13 protein-coding genes are annotated in these 16256 nt (G+C 68.4%); 7 read left to right on the forward strand and 6 right to left on the reverse strand.

Annotated elements, in window-relative coordinates:
- Positions 1 to 16 precede the first annotated feature (16 nt).
- Positions 17 to 1333, reverse strand: a complete 1317-nt coding sequence (locus tag M6444_RS00645; protein ID WP_298321860.1) for a site-2 protease family protein — start codon at positions 1331 to 1333, stop codon at positions 17 to 19.
- On the reverse strand, positions 1334 to 2533 hold the full coding sequence (gene dxr, locus M6444_RS00650; protein WP_298321862.1) for a 1-deoxy-D-xylulose-5-phosphate reductoisomerase: 1200 nt from the start codon (positions 2531 to 2533) through the stop codon (positions 1334 to 1336). It abuts the gene before it with no gap.
- Positions 2534 to 2986: 453 nt separating this feature from the next.
- Here dxr and M6444_RS00655 point away from each other — a divergent pair, with 453 nt between their 5' ends.
- From M6444_RS00655 to M6444_RS00675, 5 genes are read left to right on the forward strand one after another with little or no spacing between them, the layout of a single operon-like run.
- Positions 2987 to 4846, forward strand: a complete 1860-nt coding sequence (locus tag M6444_RS00655) for an ABC transporter substrate-binding protein (protein WP_298321865.1) — start codon at positions 2987 to 2989, stop codon at positions 4844 to 4846.
- A gap of 7 nt (positions 4847 to 4853) precedes the next feature.
- A complete protein-coding gene (locus M6444_RS00660) occupies positions 4854 to 5888 on the forward strand; it encodes an ABC transporter permease (RefSeq protein WP_298321867.1) in 1035 nt (344 codons plus the stop codon).
- The gene (locus tag M6444_RS00665) at positions 5885 to 6802 is read left to right on the forward strand and encodes an ABC transporter permease (protein WP_298321869.1); all 918 of its coding nucleotides are present in this window, start codon (positions 5885 to 5887) and stop codon (positions 6800 to 6802) included. Before M6444_RS00660 ends, M6444_RS00665 begins: the two co-directional genes overlap by 4 nt.
- Positions 6799 to 7809 (forward strand): ABC transporter ATP-binding protein, encoded by a 1011-nt coding sequence (locus M6444_RS00670; protein ID WP_298321871.1) that lies wholly within the window; start codon positions 6799 to 6801, stop codon positions 7807 to 7809. The genes M6444_RS00665 and M6444_RS00670 overlap by 4 nt, the downstream gene beginning before the upstream one ends.
- Positions 7806 to 8798, forward strand: coding sequence for an ABC transporter ATP-binding protein (locus M6444_RS00675; protein ID WP_298321873.1), 993 nt, complete (start codon positions 7806 to 7808; stop codon positions 8796 to 8798). The genes M6444_RS00670 and M6444_RS00675 overlap by 4 nt, the downstream gene beginning before the upstream one ends.
- A gap of 85 nt (positions 8799 to 8883) precedes the next feature.
- Here M6444_RS00675 and M6444_RS00680 read toward each other — a convergent pair whose 3' ends face one another.
- On the reverse strand, positions 8884 to 9318 hold the full coding sequence (locus tag M6444_RS00680; protein WP_298321875.1) for a nuclear transport factor 2 family protein: 435 nt from the start codon (positions 9316 to 9318) through the stop codon (positions 8884 to 8886).
- 175 nt (positions 9319 to 9493) lie between these two features.
- A complete protein-coding gene (locus M6444_RS00685) occupies positions 9494 to 11701 on the reverse strand; it encodes an MMPL family transporter (RefSeq protein WP_298321877.1) in 2208 nt (735 codons plus the stop codon).
- A 215-nt stretch (positions 11702 to 11916) separates the two neighbouring features.
- Here M6444_RS00685 and M6444_RS00690 point away from each other — a divergent pair, with 215 nt between their 5' ends.
- A complete protein-coding gene (locus tag M6444_RS00690; RefSeq protein WP_298321880.1) occupies positions 11917 to 13545 on the forward strand; it encodes a metallophosphoesterase in 1629 nt (542 codons plus the stop codon).
- Positions 13546 to 13566: 21 nt separating this feature from the next.
- On the opposite strand, the gene M6444_RS00695 is transcribed toward M6444_RS00690, so the two are convergent.
- Together M6444_RS00695 and M6444_RS00700 are read right to left on the reverse strand one after the other, a co-directional pair.
- Positions 13567 to 14292: a hypothetical protein gene (locus tag M6444_RS00695; RefSeq protein ID WP_298321883.1), complete on the reverse strand. Its 726-nt coding sequence runs from the start codon at positions 14290 to 14292 to the stop codon at positions 13567 to 13569.
- Positions 14293 to 14374: 82 nt separating this feature from the next.
- On the reverse strand, positions 14375 to 15772 hold the full coding sequence (locus tag M6444_RS00700; RefSeq protein WP_298321885.1) for a DUF2786 domain-containing protein: 1398 nt from the start codon (positions 15770 to 15772) through the stop codon (positions 14375 to 14377).
- Positions 15773 to 15960: 188 nt separating this feature from the next.
- On the opposite strand from M6444_RS00700, the gene M6444_RS00705 reads away from it, so the two are divergent.
- The coding region (locus M6444_RS00705) for a hypothetical protein (RefSeq protein WP_298321887.1) at positions 15961 to 16256 on the forward strand (296 nt) is incomplete at its 3' end.

Here is a 16256-nt window from a genome sequence, read left to right on the forward strand (position 1 = left end):
TCCATTCTCCGTCGAATCAGCCGAACAATCGAACCGGGTTCACGAAGTCGGCGTAGATCAGCAGGGCGCTCATGCAGACCAGGACGACAGCGACGCCATAGGCGATCGGCAGGGCTTTGGCGACGTCGACCGGTTGCGGCTCGGGTCGCCGGAAGACCCGGCAGAACGCGCGCTTGAGCGCCTCCCAGATGGCGCCGGCCGCGTGCCCGCCGTCCAGTGGCAGCAGCGGCACCAGGTTGAGCAATGCGATGGCCATGTTGAACGAGGCCAGGAGCATGACGAACGTCGCGATGCGCTGTCCGGCGGTGAACTCGTCGGCCGAGGCGATCTCGCCGCCGATCCGGCCCGCGCCGACGATGCTGACCGGCGTGTCATGACCACGCTCGCCGCCGCCGAACGCGGCGTCCCAGACGTCGACCATCCGTTGCGGAACCCGCGACATCGCCTCGGCCGTGCGGCTGACGAAGTCGCCGGTCCACACCAACGCTCCGCCGACGTCCTCGCGTTGGTAGTGCTGGAAGGTCGGCGCGATGCCCAGGAAGCTCGTCTCGCGAACGTCGCCGATCTCGCCGTCGGGGTCGGGCCGCTCGGTGACGATGAGCTCTGGGGTCAGGGTCAGCTGCTCGCCGTCACGCTCGACCACGACGTCGATGGGTCCCGGGCCGGCCTCCGCGATGGCCGCGGAGGTGGCCGGCCACGACGACACTTCGGTGCCGCCGACCGCGATCACCTTGTCGCCCGGCTGGAACCCAGCCTCGTTCGCCGGCGCCTCCGGATCGCCCGGGGTGCAGGGGCGATCGGCCTGCTCTTGCGACTTGACGCACTCACTGACCGAGCTGACGACGGTGGAATGGACCGGCTTGTCCGGATTGCCGAAGGTCATCAGCACTCCACCGGCCAGGACGATGGCCAGTACGACGTTCATGGCCGGGCCGCCGAGCATGACGATGAGCTTCTTCCACCACGCCTGGCGGTAGAACACGCGGTCTTCGTCGCCGGGCCCGATCTCTTCGCGCGCGGCGGTGCGCGCGTCCCGGGCCATGGTCTGGAACAGCCCGGTGCTGGACTGGCGCAGCTGGCCGTCTTCGCTGCCGGGCTCGGGCGGGAACATCCCGATCATGCGCACGTATCCGCCGAGCGGGACCGCCTTGATGCCGTACTCGGTCTCACCTCGGCGGCGCGAGAAGATCGTGCGCCCGAAGCCGACCATGTACTGCGTGACCTTCACGCCGAACAACTTCGCCGGCACCAGGTGGCCGATCTCGTGCAGGGCGATGGAGAGCATCAACCCCACGAGGAACAGCAGAATGCCTGCGACGGCGAGCAGATCCATTCAGCGGTCCTCCGGTGTGACGATCTCGCGGGCGCGGGCCCGCGCCCAGTCCTCGGCGGCGACGACGTCGTCGACACTCGTCGCGTCGCCGTCACGGTACTCGTCAAGGATACGAGCGACGGTGTCGACGATGCCGAGAAACGGCAGCCGCCCCTCGATGAACGCGGCCAGGCACTGCTCGTTGGCCGCGTTGTACACCGCAGGCGCGAGCCCGCCGCGCTCACCGGCGGCGCGGGCGAGCTGCACGGCTGGGAACGCCTCGTGGTCGAGCGGCATGAACTCCCACGTCGACGCGGTACTCCAGTCGCAGGCCGGCGCGGCGTCGGGTACTCGGTCCGGCCAGGTCAGTGCCATCGCGATGGGAATGCGCATGTCCGGCGGACTGGCCTGAGCCAGCGTGGAGCCGTCGACGAACTCGACCATGGAATGCACGATCGATTGCGGGTGCACGACGACCTCGATGGCGTCGAACGGCATGTCGAACAGCAGGTGCGCCTCGATGAGCTCCAGGCCCTTGTTGACCAAAGTGGCCGAGTTGATGGTGACCACCGGCCCCATGGACCACGTCGGGTGCGCCAGTGCCTGCTCGGGGGTGACCGCGGTGAGCTCGTCGCGGCGGCGGCCGCGGAACGGCCCGCCGCTCGCGGTGAGCACGAGGCGGCGGACCTCGTCGGCGCTGCCCCCGCGCAGGGCCTGGGCCAGCGCGCTGTGCTCGCTGTCGACGGGCACGATCTGGCCCGGCTGTGCGGCGGCTTTGACCAGCTGTCCGCCGGCGATCAGCGACTCCTTGTTCGCCAACGCGAGCTGCCGCCCCGCGCCGAGCGCGGCCAGCGTGGGGCCGAGGCCGATCGAGCCGGTGATGCCGTTGAGGACGACGTCGCATTCGCTGGCGGCCAGTTCGGCGGCCGCATCGGGGCCGGCGAGGATCTTCGGCACCCGGAAGCCGCCGGACGGGTAATCGCGCCGCTGCGCCTCGGCGTAGAACGCGAGCTGCAGGTCCGACGACGCGCTGGCGCGGGCCACCGCGACCGCGGACACACCGAGATCGAGCGCTTGTGCGGCCAGGGTCTCCGGATCGGAGCCGCCGGCAGCCAGGCCCACCACCCGGAGCCGGTCGGGGTTACGTTTCGCGACATCGATCGCCTGGACGCCGATCGATCCGGTGGAACCGAGGATGACGACCTCACGGGGACTGGCCATGGCCCTATTGTTCCGCTCGGTCCGCGCCCGCCCCGGGGCGGGCCGAGCGTCGCCGGCGCGGGCGACGCTGCGACGGCCATCGGCCGGTATGCGGACCACTTCGACCGAATCCCGGAAAACCACGCGCCAAACTCGGGAAGCTCACCTGTTCGTCCTCCACTCAGCCAAGGTCACGAGAAGATCTCCAGTTCGGTTTCGATCGTGCATAGCCCACAGGGAGTTCCCCCGGCGCACAGGTCCAGACCATTGACGTAGGGTGCTGCCGGTGATAGACCAACCGCCCAACAGGTCTACCGTTCAGCCGGCTGTGGAACGAGGCCACCCCTGCGAACCACCGGCGCCGACAACCACACAGTGCGGTCCCCCGACCACGACACCCGAGCGCCCCGCGGCGCCGACGACGTCCCCTCATAGGCACCACGCGTGACGCGATTGCGAGGTACCCGCATCATCATGGCGATATCTGTGACCCGTACCCGCCCGGGCAGGCTCGCCGCGGGCGCAGCCGCGCTCGCGGCAGGGCTGGTCGGCGTGGCCGTCGGCGCGCCACCCGCCCAGGCCGACAGCGACGAGAAGACCTCGATCACCATCGCGGTCTCCCAAGAGGTCGACAGCCTCAGCCCGTTCCAAGCCGTGCGCGTCATCACCACCAGCCTGCACCGGTGGATGTACGACTTCCTGACCAACTACGACCCCGAGACCGGTGAGACCATCCCCGCTCTCGCGGAGTCGTGGGAGACCTCCGAGGACGGGCTGACCTGGACCTACCACATCCGCCAGGACGCCACCTGGACCGACGGCGAGCCGGTCACCGCCGAGGACGTCGCCTGGACGTTCAACACGATGATGACCGACCCTGCTGCCGCCGAGGCCAACGGGAACTTCGTCGAGAACTTCGAGACCGTCACCGCCACCGACGAGTACACCGTCGAGATCCAGCTCTCCCAGCCGCAGGTGACGATGCTGGCGCTGGACGTGCCGATCCTGCCTGAACACATCTGGTCCGGCATCGAGGACTACGGCGCGTTCAACAACGACGAAGAGTTCCCGATCGTCAGCAACGGTCCGTGGATCCTGACCGACTACCAGCCCAACCAGACGATCACGTTCGAGCCCAACGAGGACTACTGGCGCGGCGCGCCGCAGTTCGACGAGCTCGTCCTGCGGACCATCAACGACGCCGACGCCCAGGTCGAGGCGTTGCGGGCCGGCGAGGTCGACTTCGTGCAGGGGCTGACACCGGCCCAGTTCCGCTCCCTCGAGGGTGAAGAGAACATCGAGCTCAACCAGGCCGACGGCAAGCGGTTCCAGGGCATGACCCTCAACCCGGGCGCCACGCTGCAAGACGGCACCCCCTTCGGCGACGGTCACCCGGCGCTGCAAGACCCCGTGGTCCGCGAGGCCCTGGTGCGCACCATCGACCGCGAAGCGATCTACGAAGTCGCCTACGGCGGATTCGGCGAGCCCAACGCCGGCTACATCCCCTCGCGATACGACATCTACCACTGGGAGCCCGAGAGGCCGGTCTCCGAAGAGTTCGACATCGACGCGGCCAACCAGCTTCTCGACGACGCCGGGTACACGATGGGTGACGACGGCATCCGCGTCTCCCCCGACGGGCGCCCGCTGTCGTTCCGGTTCAACGTCCACGCCGACAACCCGCAGTACGTCCAGGCCGCCCAGATGATGGCCGAATGGGCCTCCGACGCCGGCATGGAGCTCAAGGTCGAGCCGGTCTCCGAGGTCGGTTCCCTGCTCGACGACGGCACGTACGACATCCTCACCACCGGGTGGAGCGTCAACCCGGACCCGAACTACGTGCTGTCGATCAACCTGTGCTCCGGCCTGCCGACCGAGGTCGGCGGTCCGTACCTGTCCGACGCGTACTTCTGCAACGACGAGTACGACCAGCTGTACCAGCAGCAGCTCGCCGAGCTCGACGTCGACGCCCGGGCCGAGCTGGTCAAGCAGATGCAGGAGATCCTGTACGAGACCAACGTGTTCGTCGTCTGGGGTTACGCCGACGCCCTCGAGGCCTACCGCAGCGACGTCATCGCCGAGATGACCCCGCAGCCGGACCCGGGCGGCAACTACTACGGCCAGGACGGCTACTGGAGCTGGTGGTCGGCGGTGCCCGCCGGTGCCGAGGGTTCCGGCGAAGGCGGCGGTGGCGACGCATCGGCGGCATCGGACAGCGATGACGGCAGCAACACCGCCCTGGTGATCGGCATCATCGTGGCCGCGGCAGTGGTGATCGGCGCCGTCTTCTTCCTCGCGCGGCGCCGCTCCGCCACGGCCGAGGATCGCGAGTAGGGGCCGGATGGCAGGCCCGGTCGACACGGACCTGGTCCCGCACGCTCCCCCCGGGGAGGTGCGGGACCTCTCCGGACTGCACAAGACCCTCAACTACCTGGGCTCCCGGATCGCGGGGAGCATGGTGTCGCTGGTCGCGGTGATCGTCACGAGCTTTTTCCTGTTCCGCATCATTCCCGGCGACCCGGTGAACAAGATGACGCACGGGCGGCCGGTCAGCGCGGAGCAGAAGGAACAACTGCGCGAGGACTTCGGTCTCAACGATCCCCTGGCCCAGCAGTTCGTGGACTACCTGTGGGGCGTGCTGCGCCTGGACTTCGGCGACTCGTTCCAGTTCAGCCGGCCGGTCACCGACCTCATCGCCGAACGCATCTGGCCCACGCTCCTGCTGGTGGGCACCGCGGTGGTGATCTCGGCGCTGATCGGATTGACGCTGGGCATCAACGGCGCGTGGAAGCACGGGAGCACCAGTGACCGCGTCAACACCGGTGTCGCGCTCACGTTGTGGTCGGTGCCGAGTTTCTGGCTCGGCCTGATCCTCATCGTCATCTTCTCCTCCACCGCCGGGTGGTTCCCCACCAGCGGCATGCAGAGTGCCGGAGTGTCCGGTTGGGAGGCCGTCCCCGACGTCGCCCATCACATGGTGTTGCCCGTGGCCACCCTCGTAGCCGTCATCTACGCGCAGTATCTGATGATCATGCGCTCGTCGTTGCTGGACGAGATGGGGTCGGACTACATCGTCACCGCGCGGGCCAAGGGGCTGCGCGACGCCCTCGTGCGCCGCAAGCACGCGGTGCCCAATGCGTTGTTGCCGACGGTCACGCTCATCTTCGTGAACCTGGGCTTCATCGTGTTCGGCTCGGTCCTGGTCGAGACGATCTTCTCGTGGCCGGGCCTGGGACAGCTGTTCTACTCCGGGCTCGACGTCCCCGATCTGCCGCTGGTGCAGGGGCTGTTCATCTTCTTCTCCGCGGCGGTGATCTTGATGAACCTGCTGGCTGATCTGTTGTATCCGATCATCGATCCGAGGGTGCGGCCGTGAGCGCCCCGACGGAGCCGAAGGCCGCCGGCCCCCGCGCGCTGACCTGGGCCCGGCGACGCCGTGCCGTCGCCGACTTCTGGCGGCTGTATCGGCAGAACCGCGCCGGCGTGTTCGGCCTGGTCATCCTGCTGTTGTTCGTCGCGACCGCGTTGGCCGCGCCGATCCTGACGCCGGACAACGCGCTGAGCCTCACGAACGCGCCGGGCACACCCTTGGAAGGCCCCACCGGGGCCTATCCGCTCGGCACGGACAGTTCCGGTCGATCCGTGCTCGACCTCGTCATCTGGGGCTCGCGGGTGTCGCTGACGGTCGGGTTCTGGGCCACCTTCATCTCCATCGCGTTCGGGACGCTGCTGGGGGTGGCGGCCGGGCATTTCCACGGCTGGATCTCCACGGTGATCATGCGCATCACCGACTGGTTCCTCGTCATGCCTTCACTCGTGCTGGGGGTTGCGCTGGCCGCGGTGCTCGGTCGTAGCCTGACGACCATCATCATCGCGATCGGCGTGACGGCCTGGCCCACCACGGCCCGCCTCGTGCGTGCCCAGACCCTCGCTGTCGAGGCGCGCCCGTACATCGAACGGGCCAGGGCGCTCGGCGGCGGGCATTGGCACGTCATGAGCCGCCATGTCGTCCCGAACGTGATGCCGATCGTCCTCGCGCAGACCACGTTGATGGTCGGTACGGCGATTCTGACCGAGTCGACGTTCGCCTTCCTCGGTCTCGGCGATCCGACGACGGCGTCGTGGGGCGCCACCATCCAGGCGGCGCGCGACGTCGGCGCGGTCAGTGCGCGCATGTGGTGGTACATCCTGCCCCCGGGTTTCGCCATCGTGCTGGTCGTGTTGGCTTTCACGCTGTGCGGGCGAGCCATCGAAGGCGTGCTGAACCCGAAGTTGAGGGAGCGTTCGTGACCGCGACCCCCGTGCTCGAGGTCGACGACCTCGCCATCACCTACCACACCGCGAGCGGACCGGTTCCCGCCGTGCGAGGCGTCAGCTTCGAACTCGGGGCCGGACAGAAGCTCGGCCTGGCCGGCGAGTCCGGCTGCGGCAAGTCGACCATGGCCTTGGCGATGCTGCGCCTGTTGCCCAAGTCCGCCCGGATGACCGGTCGGGTCCTGTTCGACGGCGAGGACGTCCTCACCATGCGGTGGGGCAAGCTCCGCGCCGTGCGCTGGGCAGGCGCCTCGATCGTGTTCCAGGGAGCCATGCATTCGCTCAACGCCGTGCAACGTATCGGCGCGCAGATCGCCGAGCCGATGTACCTGCACGAGCGGCTCAGCGAACGCGAGGCCGAAGCCCGGGTCTCGGGGCTGATGGAGCAGGTGGGGCTGCCGGCTCGGCGGGCGAACGCGTTCCCGCACGAGCTCTCCGGCGGCCAGCGCCAGCGCGTCATGATCGCCATGGCGCTGGCGTGCAACCCGGCGCTGATCATCGCCGATGAGCCGACCACCGCTTTGGACGTGATGATCCAGGCCCAGATCCTGAAGCTGATCGAGTCATTGGTCGCCGAGCACGGCATCGCCTTGATGATGATCAGTCACGATCTGTCCGTCCTGGCCGAGACCTGCGATCGGCTGGCGATCATGTACGCCGGACGCATCGTGGAGCACGGGCCGGCCGCTCGGGTGTTCGGTTCGCCGAGCCATCCCTACAGCACAGCGTTGTCCACAGCGTTCCCGAAGATCGGCGACCCGTCGTCGCGGCGGAACCCGCAAGGCCTGGCCGGCGATCCGCCCGATCCGTCGGAGTTGCCGAGCGGCTGTACGTTCCATCCGCGCTGTCCCTCCCGGCTCACGCATTGCTCGAGTGTCGATCCGCAGCTGTGGCCGGTCGGCAACGACACGCGTGCGGCGTGCGTACTGACGTTGCCCGATCAGGGTCGGTCCCTGGCCGCGAGTACGAAGGAGACGGTGTGAACAACGCGATCCTGTCGGCCAGCGACCTGCGGGTGGAGTTCCAAGCCCGGCGCGGCCCGGATCGTGCCCGCGCGGTGGACGGCGTGAACATCGACATCGGTGAGGGCGAGATCGTCGCGCTCGTGGGCGAGTCGGGGTGTGGCAAGACCACGCTCGCTCGCACCCTGCTCGGCCTGGAGCGCCCGACCGCGGGAACGATCAGCCACCACGGCGTGCCGCTGAGCTACACCTCCCGCGCCCTCAAGGCGTACCGGCGCCTGGTGCAGCTCGTGCTGCAAGACCCGAGCGGCTCGCTGAACCCACGGCACACGGTCTACGAGGCCGTCGCCGAAGGGCTACGCGTGCACGGCGACGTCGTCGACGAACGCGACCGAGTGGCCCAGGCGTTGGCACGCGCCGGCCTGCGCCCGCCGGAGCGGTTCTTCCTGCGCTATCCGCACGAGTTGTCCGGCGGGCAACGCCAGCGGGTGGTGATCGCCGGCGCGCTCGTGCTCAATCCGAAAGTCATCATCGCCGACGAGCCGGTGGCCTCTCTCGACGCCTCCGTGCGCGGCGAGATCCTCGCTCTGTTGCTGAGACTCCGCGACGAGCTGGGGCTGGCAGCGCTGGTCGTGACGCACGACCTCGGGCTGGCGTGGAACATCGCCGATCGGGTTGCGGTGATGTATCTCGGCCGGATCGTCGAGACCGGGCCGGTCGAGAAGATCCTCACCGCCCCGGAACACCCGTACACCCAGGCGCTGCTCTCGGTCCTGCCGGAGGCCGGCGCCGGTGAGCCGATCGTGTTGCAAGGCGAGCCGCCGGACCCGACCCGGATCCCGCCCGGCTGCCGGTTTCACGTGCGTTGCCAGGTCCTGGCCTCCGGTGCCGCGGAGTCAGCCGGAGTCGACGATCATTGCCGGCGCGTCGACCCGGCCATCCTGTCCGGCGGCACCGACACTCAGGCCGCCTGCCACTACGCTCTCGCCTTGAATGATCATGTTCACTAGGCAATTCCCTGCCACACCACCCGTGCACGCCTCGTGATGCGACACAACGCCTCGTGGTGTACCTCCGCCGCGGCCGATGGCCCACTCAACCCGTCAGCTGCGCCATGAGGTGCTCTCCCTCGGAGATCACCCAGTACTCCACGAACACCCCATCGCTGAACCGCATGATGTCGTGGCCGCGGAACTCGACGGCCGTCCCCGCAGGCGCCGTAGCTCCCGGCAGCGCGTGCGCACCGCCCGCGTACTCGCCCCGGCCGACCCACCGGCCTGCGACCAAGTCGCCGGAGACGATGGGCCCCACCTCGATGTCGAAGATCAGCCCGTCGAAGGGCAGGCGTCCGGCCCGCACGACCTCGGCCAGCGCCGTCCGGCCGCGCACCATCCCCGCAGCGCCCGGCCAGCTGCCGACGAAGTCGTCACTGACGAGTCGCGCGACGACGTCGTCGAGCGCATCGAGGTCACCGTTCCACAACTCGTCGATCCACGCTCGGTAGGCCGTGGCCAGGTCGTCGTCGCTCATCGCGGCCTCACTCCGTATCGGGGACAGCTTGCGCGCGCAGCGTTGCGTGTCGTGCACATTCTGCATCAGATGAGTTCGTATACCGGCGACGTCCACGCGCGAGCACCTGCACACCACAGCGGCGGCCGAACCTGTCCGGCCGGCCGCCGCTCTCGCAGGTCACTGCCGTGTCAGCTCAACCACGGACAGGTTCGAGCTCGTGCTGTTCCGCCTCGTCAGCGAGAAAACGTGTGAGCTTCTCCCCCTCGACGTCGACGTTCGGCAGCACGCGGTCGAGCCAGCGCGGCAGGTACCACGCCCGGCTGCCCACCAACGCCATCACCGCCGGAACGATGGTCATGCGCACCACGAAGGCGTCGAAGGCGACCGCTGCGGCCAGAGCGAGCCCGATCTGCATGATGACGTCCTCCCCGCTGAAGATGAAGCCGGAGAAGACGCTGATCATGATCACCGCCGCGGCGGTGACCACCCTGGCGCCGTGTTGGAACCCGGTGACGACCGACTCGGTCGGCCCGCTGCCGTGCACGTGCTCCTCGCGCATCCGGGTGACGAGGAACACCTCGTAGTCCATCGCCAGGCCGAACACCACGCCGATGAGGAAGATCGGCAGCATGCTGATGATCGGTCCGGTCTGCTCGATACCCAGCAGGCCGTTCAGCCAACCCCATTGGAAGACCGCCACGATGGCACCGAACGTGGCGCCCATGGTGAACAGGAAGCCCAGGGCGGCCTTGACCGGGACGAGCAACGACCGGAACACCACCATCAGCAGCACCAGCGACAAGCCCACGACCAGCGACAGATACGGCACGAGCGCGTCGCTCATCTTCTCCGAGAAGTCGATGTTGATCGCCGTCGTCCCGGTGACGGCGACGCTCGCCCCGGTCTGCTCGGTCAGCACCTGGCCCTGTTCACGGATCTGATGCACGAGGTCCTCGGTCTCGGAGCTGACCGGTCCGGTGTCGGGAACGACGTTCACGATCGCGGTGTCGCCGGTCTCGTTGACCATGGGCGGCGAGACTTGCGCGACACCGTCCATCGAACGCAGGGTCGCCACGGCCGTGTCCATCGCAGCTTGGGCGTCGGCGGAGCCGGCGCCGTCGACCACCACCGTGAGCGGCCCGTTGAAACCTTCGCCGAACCCCTCGACCACGAGGTCGTGGGCCTGGCGCTGGGTGGTCTCCGGCGACAGGCTGCCCTCGCCGGGAAGCCCGAGGCGCAGGTCGGTCACCGGCGCGGCCAGGACGAGCATGCCGAGCGCGGCGAGAATCAGCACGGGCACCGGGCGACGGGCGATGAACCGCGCCCAGCGCCGCCCCATGGTCACGGTGCCGTCGTCGGCTTCGGGATCGCGCACCTTCAGCCCCGGGATCTTGCCGCCCAGAATGCGGTGCTTGGCGAATCCCAGCAGGGCGGGCAGCAGGCTCAACGCGATGACGACCGCCATGCCCACCGTCAGCGCGGCCGCGAGCCCCATCTCAGTGAGCATGGGGATGTTCACCACCGACAGCCCGGCCATCGCGATCATGACCGTCAAGCCCGCGAAGATCACAGCTGACCCCGCGGTCCCCAGAGCCCGGCCGGCAGCCTCCTCGCCGTCACGGCCGGCGCTGAGTTCGTGGCGATAGCGCGAGACGATGAACAATGCGTAGTCGATGCCGACGGCCAGGCCGATCATCAGCGCCAGGGTGGACGTCTCGGACCCGATGTCGATGAATCCGGTGGCCGCGGTGATCGCGGAAATCCCGATCGTGATGCCGAGAATCGCGGTCAAGAGCGGAAGACCTGCGGCGACGAGTGACCCGAACGTGATGATGAGCACGACCGCTGCCACGGCCACGCCGACGAACTCGGTGCCGCCCCCGAATTCGGCGTCCGTCGCGGCCTCGCCGCCGATCTCGACCCGCAACCCGGCCTCACGCCCGGAGTCCGCAGCGTCGAACAGGGCTTGCTGCGCTTCGTCGGTGAGGTCGACGAATCCGACGGTGTAGTTGACCTGGGCGTAAGCGATGGTCCCGTCGTCAGAGACCGTGCCGGCCTGGAACGGGTCCGCGACCTGGGCCACTTGTGGAGCGGCGGACAGTTCGGCCACGACGTCGCTGACCGCGGCCTGATGGCCCGGATCGGCCAGGGTCTCGCCCTCAGGTGCGGCGAACACCACCCGTGCCGATGTCGCCTCGGCATTCGCCGCAGGGAAGCGCTCCTCGAGCAGGTCGAACGCCTCCTGTGATTCCGTGCCGGGAATCTCGAAGGAGTCCTGCGTCGGACCCGACAGCGCCGAGGCGCCGACACCGAACAACACGACCAGGGCCAGCCAGATCGCTCCGACGATCTTGCGGCGTCGGTAGGAGAACCGGCCGAGCCGGTAGAGAAAGGTCGCCACGTGAGTCTCCCCGTTCTGTGTGCAAGGCGATGAGAACAACACAGCGCAGCTGTGAGCTGGCTGAGAAACGCCCGGGTGAGACGTGCCCCACATCGCTGGTAGTGAAGCGCGGTGTGGTCGCGCCCATCACCGTTCACGAATTCGGCACGTGGCCGTGGTCGGCCAGTTGCCCGATTCGACCATGTTGGTCACCGGCGCGGCGTACATTCCCGATCATGATTCGCCTCCGCCGTCGCTCCGTACCGATCATGGTCCTCGCGACACTCGCCACCGCCCCGCTGGTCGTGGCCGATCCGGCCGCTGAGACCGCCGACGCTTCGCGCCGTGACCACGCCGCCCTGTGGCGCGAGAGCTTCAACGGCGTCGACGTCGACGGCTCCGGCTACACGCATGAAGCACCGCCCGGGTGGACCGTAGAGATCGACCCGGCGATGCGGGGTGCCGGCGTCGAAGCATGGCGCGGCTGGACGTTCACCACGCGTGAGTTCTGGGTCGAGGCCGAAGATCAAATGCGCCATCGGTTCGGCCGCTCCGACGGCGTCATCGCGGTCGCCGACTCCGACGAGTACGCCGACAACAACGATGTGCCGAACGAGTTCGACACCACGCTCACCTCGGCGCCCGTGCGTGTCCGGGGCCACGACCGGGTGGAGTTGACGTTCGACTCCCACCTACGCCCGTGGACCGGACAGGTCGCCACTGTCACCGTCGAGTTCGACGACAGCGGCGACGAGACAACCCTGCTGCGCTACGACGACACGAACACGACTGGCGGCTACGACCCGGCCCGGACGAACAGCACCGAACAACTGGCCTTCGACGTCCCCGACGGTGTCCGGCAAGCGGTGTTCCGCTGGCGTCTCACGGCCCCGCGCAACTCCTGGTACTGGGCCATCGACAGCGTCGCGGTACGCCCTGTGCTCCCGGCGGCCGATGCTGAAGCGACATCGTTGTGGGCGGTCAGCGACATCCAGGGCCACCCGCACGATCTGGCGCACGGGCTGGCCGATCTCGCCGACGTGCGCCCGGACGCCTCGGCCCTGTTGATGGTCGGCGACCTCGTGCACAGCGGCGCCGCCGGCGAGTGGGCCGACATCCACGACGTCATGACCAACGCGCAGAAGATCACGCCGGACCCGGTCATCGCCGCCATCGGCAATCACGAGAGCTACGCCGACGACGGTTGGGACGTGCTGCTTGATCGTTTCCTCACCTTCGCCGAACGCGAGCGGGTGTGGGGCGAATCCGTCGTCGACGGGCCCGGCGGTTCGGTACCAGTGCTCGTCCTCGGCCAGGAGTATCCGCGCCCGCCCGAGGTGAGCATGTCCGACGAGCAGGTGGCGTGGTTCAACGAGCGGCTGGATCACTGGACTCGACTGAACAAGCAGGTGATCGTCATCACCCACTTCCCGCTCGGCGACACGGTGTCGGCGTCGTGGATCCCCTGGTACCACGAGCACCATGAACGCAACGACGAGCTCACCGCGATTCTGGGTGATCACCCGAATGCGATCGTGCTCACCGGGCACACGCATTACCCGGTCGAGCTGGGTGACTGGGCAGTACGCCGTCGGGTGCCAGGCGGTCACCCGGACGGATTCGTCGCGGTGAACACCGGCGCCATGCATGTCGAGTGGGACGCCCGCGGTGAGAACACCGACGATATCTCCGAGGTCGTGACCCGGGACATCAACCGCGGCCTCGTCCTCGACGTCCATCCCGACCGGGTCGTCGTCCAGGCACGCGATTTCGGCGTCGCTGGGCCGGACGGGGGCAACGAGATCAACGAGGTCGTTCGTGCGATCGAGATCCCCAACCCGTTGGTCCCCGGCCGGTGGCAGTGACAGCAGCATCGGCCGAGCGCGTCAGGTCAGCGTGCTCAGGCCAAAGGCGACGCTGAAGCCGAGCACCGTGACCAGCCCGGTCGACGGGCCGCCGAACTCGTACGCCTCGGGCACCATCGTGTCAGTGAGCATCGTCAGCAAGGCGCCGGCAGCGAAGGCCTGGACGAACGCCACCGACCCGCCGGACGCGTCCGCGAGCACCGTGAACCCGACCGCCGCGGCCAGCGCCGAGACCAGCGTCGTGGTCAGCCAGAGCACCATCACCGAGAGTCTGCTCCGGCCCGACGACGTCAGACCCGTGGTCGCGGCCATGGCCTCCGGCAGGTTCGACAAGAACACCGCCGCGAGCATCGCGACACTGATGCCACCACTGTGGAGCAACGTGGTCCCGAGCACGACTGACTCCGGTACGCCGTCCAGCACGGTTCCGAAAGCGATCGCCGCGCCACCGCCGGTGGCCTGCGCGCCGGTGGACCGTTTGCGATCGGCGCCGCCCATCCGGTCGATGAGCAGGTCGCCGGCATAGAACGTGACGGCGCCTGCACCCAACCCGATGAGCAACGTCGTCGCGTCGCTGCGTTCGAACGCGTCTTCGACGAGGTCGTAAGCCACCGCGGAGAGCAGGACGCCGGCGCCGAAGGCCATGACCAAGGCGACCGCGCGCTGCGACAACGGCCGAACGAAGACCAGGAGCGCGCCGATCAGCAGCGACGAGCTGGCCGCCAACCCCCACAGGAACGCGATCAACGTCGCTCCCTTGCCTCACCATCGGAATATCCGAGCAGGCTAGCGCGACTGGTGGCCCGCGGTGACCAGTCGCGCCAGCTTCTCAGCTGCCTCCGCCGCGAATCTGCTGACGCTCGACGCCGAGGTCAGCGCGGTCGGCGGCCGCGCGCCCCGCGTCCCACCCCGCACCGTTGGAGACGGTCACCGATTTCCGGATCGTGTGCTCGAACATCTCGTTGAAGGTGTCTTCGACGGCTTGGGAACGAGCAGCGAGCACCGGCAGGAGCCGGGCGTCGTCAGCGGGGTCGTGCGCACGTTGACCGGCCTCGCTGAGCCGCTCGCCGATGCGGTTGGCGTAGGAAACAAGGAATGAGCGCCGGAAGGAGCGAGTGCGTGAGGTCCCTGCGCCAGTGACGTGGTTGCCCTCGGCGAGCATCGCGTGCGTGGCTTGAACCAGCAACGAGGTGGCGAGCAGTTCGGTGATCTCGAGATCCATCGTCTCGCCGACGAGCGCGACGAATCCGAGTTTCGGGTAGAACACCGACTTGCAGCGATTGGCCCCAGCGATGGCCGCCACGAGGTGGGACTTCGCCTCGACGTAGGGCGAGTCCAGCCACAGCCGGAGCGCTGTGGCGGCCGGTTGGACGTCGTGGTCGGCATCCAGGAGCGCACGCTCGAAGGCATGCCGGTTCATCAACTCCTGGGCTTTGGCCGACAAGGCCTCGGCCTCGTCCGGGAACTGGGTCGACTCCGCTTTGGCCAGCAGCGCCCGCACACGAGCCAGAACCTTCTGGTCGACCCGGGCACCGGCAGCGGTGACACGCGCCGAAGCCGAGCCCGGCGGTGGCAGGATTGGCGCCAGCTTCGGCAGCACCATGAGCTGGGCGAGCAGCGTCGTGGTGACGAACAGGGCGTGCTGCGTACCTACACCGTGACGTCGTGCCCATGGCCCGAGATGCGGCTCGTTCTTCGGCCACCAGACGGTGGCTTCGAGCCGCGTCACTTGATCAGCCCAGCGCTGGTGCACCGTCGCGGGGGCGTGTTGCGCGGTGTCGGCGGCGATCGTGTCGACCAGCAGGCCGGTCACCTCCTGGTCGGCCCGTCGCCGCACGACCTCCCACACATCGACCGGCAACCATCCGGACCGCCACAACGCCGTGATCACCCGACTCAACGCCAGACCGGCGGCCGTGGCGAGGGTGCGATCATGACGTGGCGCATATTGCGCGCTCAGTTCCGCCGCACAGGTTCGCGCCGCATCCTTGACACCTGACGCCTGATGCTGCCCGGCCATGAACACGACCTTCGCCAGTGCCTCCGCCGACGGTGCACTGGTTTCGAACCGGTCGTCGGCCGCGATGCCGAACGGATTCGGGCCGGTCGAGCCTGAGCCGTACGGGCCGGGTGATGCGCCGGCACCCGAGCGCGGCGTCGACCCGCGTCGTTGCCGCTGTTGACGACGCTTCGTAGCGGCTCGCTTCTGCTGGTTTCGCTGACCCATTCAGACGCTCCATCCGTCCGGTCGTGGCCACGACCGTACAGCCCGGTTCCGACAGCCCCAACCCGTCCTGACGCCGCGCCGTGGCATGCATGAGCCGAAGCGAGGTGGGGCCGATCATCTGACGGAATCGATCACCTTCGGTACGATGGAAGGCTCGTTACGGCGCCGATGGCGGCTGGAGACATGCATTGAGCTCGGAAGCGGATGCCCGCGGCGTCGCCGACACCAGCCGTGAGCTGCGGCAGGTTCGAGATGGTCTCCTGCCGGCCGAGGCTGAGAACGTCGACCGGGCGATCCGCGACGGGGTCGAATCCGTCGCCCGGCTCGTCGACGAAGCCGCGGCGGGCGAGCTGCGCGGTGAGATGCAGCGAATCGCACACGAGATCCGGCTGCTCGGAACAGGGATGACCGCCGCCCGCGAAGACGCGACGGACGCCGCCGCGCACATCCTTGGTCACGTCGCCGACGAGCTCGAAGCCACCCT

It is taken from the genome of Haloactinopolyspora sp., assembly GCF_027324685.1.
GTDB lineage: Bacteria > Actinomycetota > Actinomycetes > Jiangellales > Jiangellaceae > Haloactinopolyspora.

Coding starts and splice junctions, on each gene's coding strand:
- M6444_RS00645 (WP_298321860.1), bottom strand. CDS start 1,333: ATGGATCTGCTCGCCGTCGCAGGCATTCTGCTGTTCCTCGTGGGGTTG.
- dxr (WP_298321862.1), bottom strand. CDS start 2,533: ATGGCCAGTCCCCGTGAGGTCGTCATCCTCGGTTCCACCGGATCGATC.
- M6444_RS00655 (WP_298321865.1), top strand. CDS start 2,987: ATGGCGATATCTGTGACCCGTACCCGCCCGGGCAGGCTCGCCGCGGGC.
- M6444_RS00660 (WP_298321867.1), top strand. CDS start 4,854: ATGGCAGGCCCGGTCGACACGGACCTGGTCCCGCACGCTCCCCCCGGG.
- M6444_RS00680 (WP_298321875.1), bottom strand. CDS start 9,318: ATGAGCGACGACGACCTGGCCACGGCCTACCGAGCGTGGATCGACGAG.
- M6444_RS00690 (WP_298321880.1), top strand. CDS start 11,917: ATGATTCGCCTCCGCCGTCGCTCCGTACCGATCATGGTCCTCGCGACA.
- M6444_RS00700 (WP_298321885.1), bottom strand. CDS start 15,772: ATGGGTCAGCGAAACCAGCAGAAGCGAGCCGCTACGAAGCGTCGTCAA.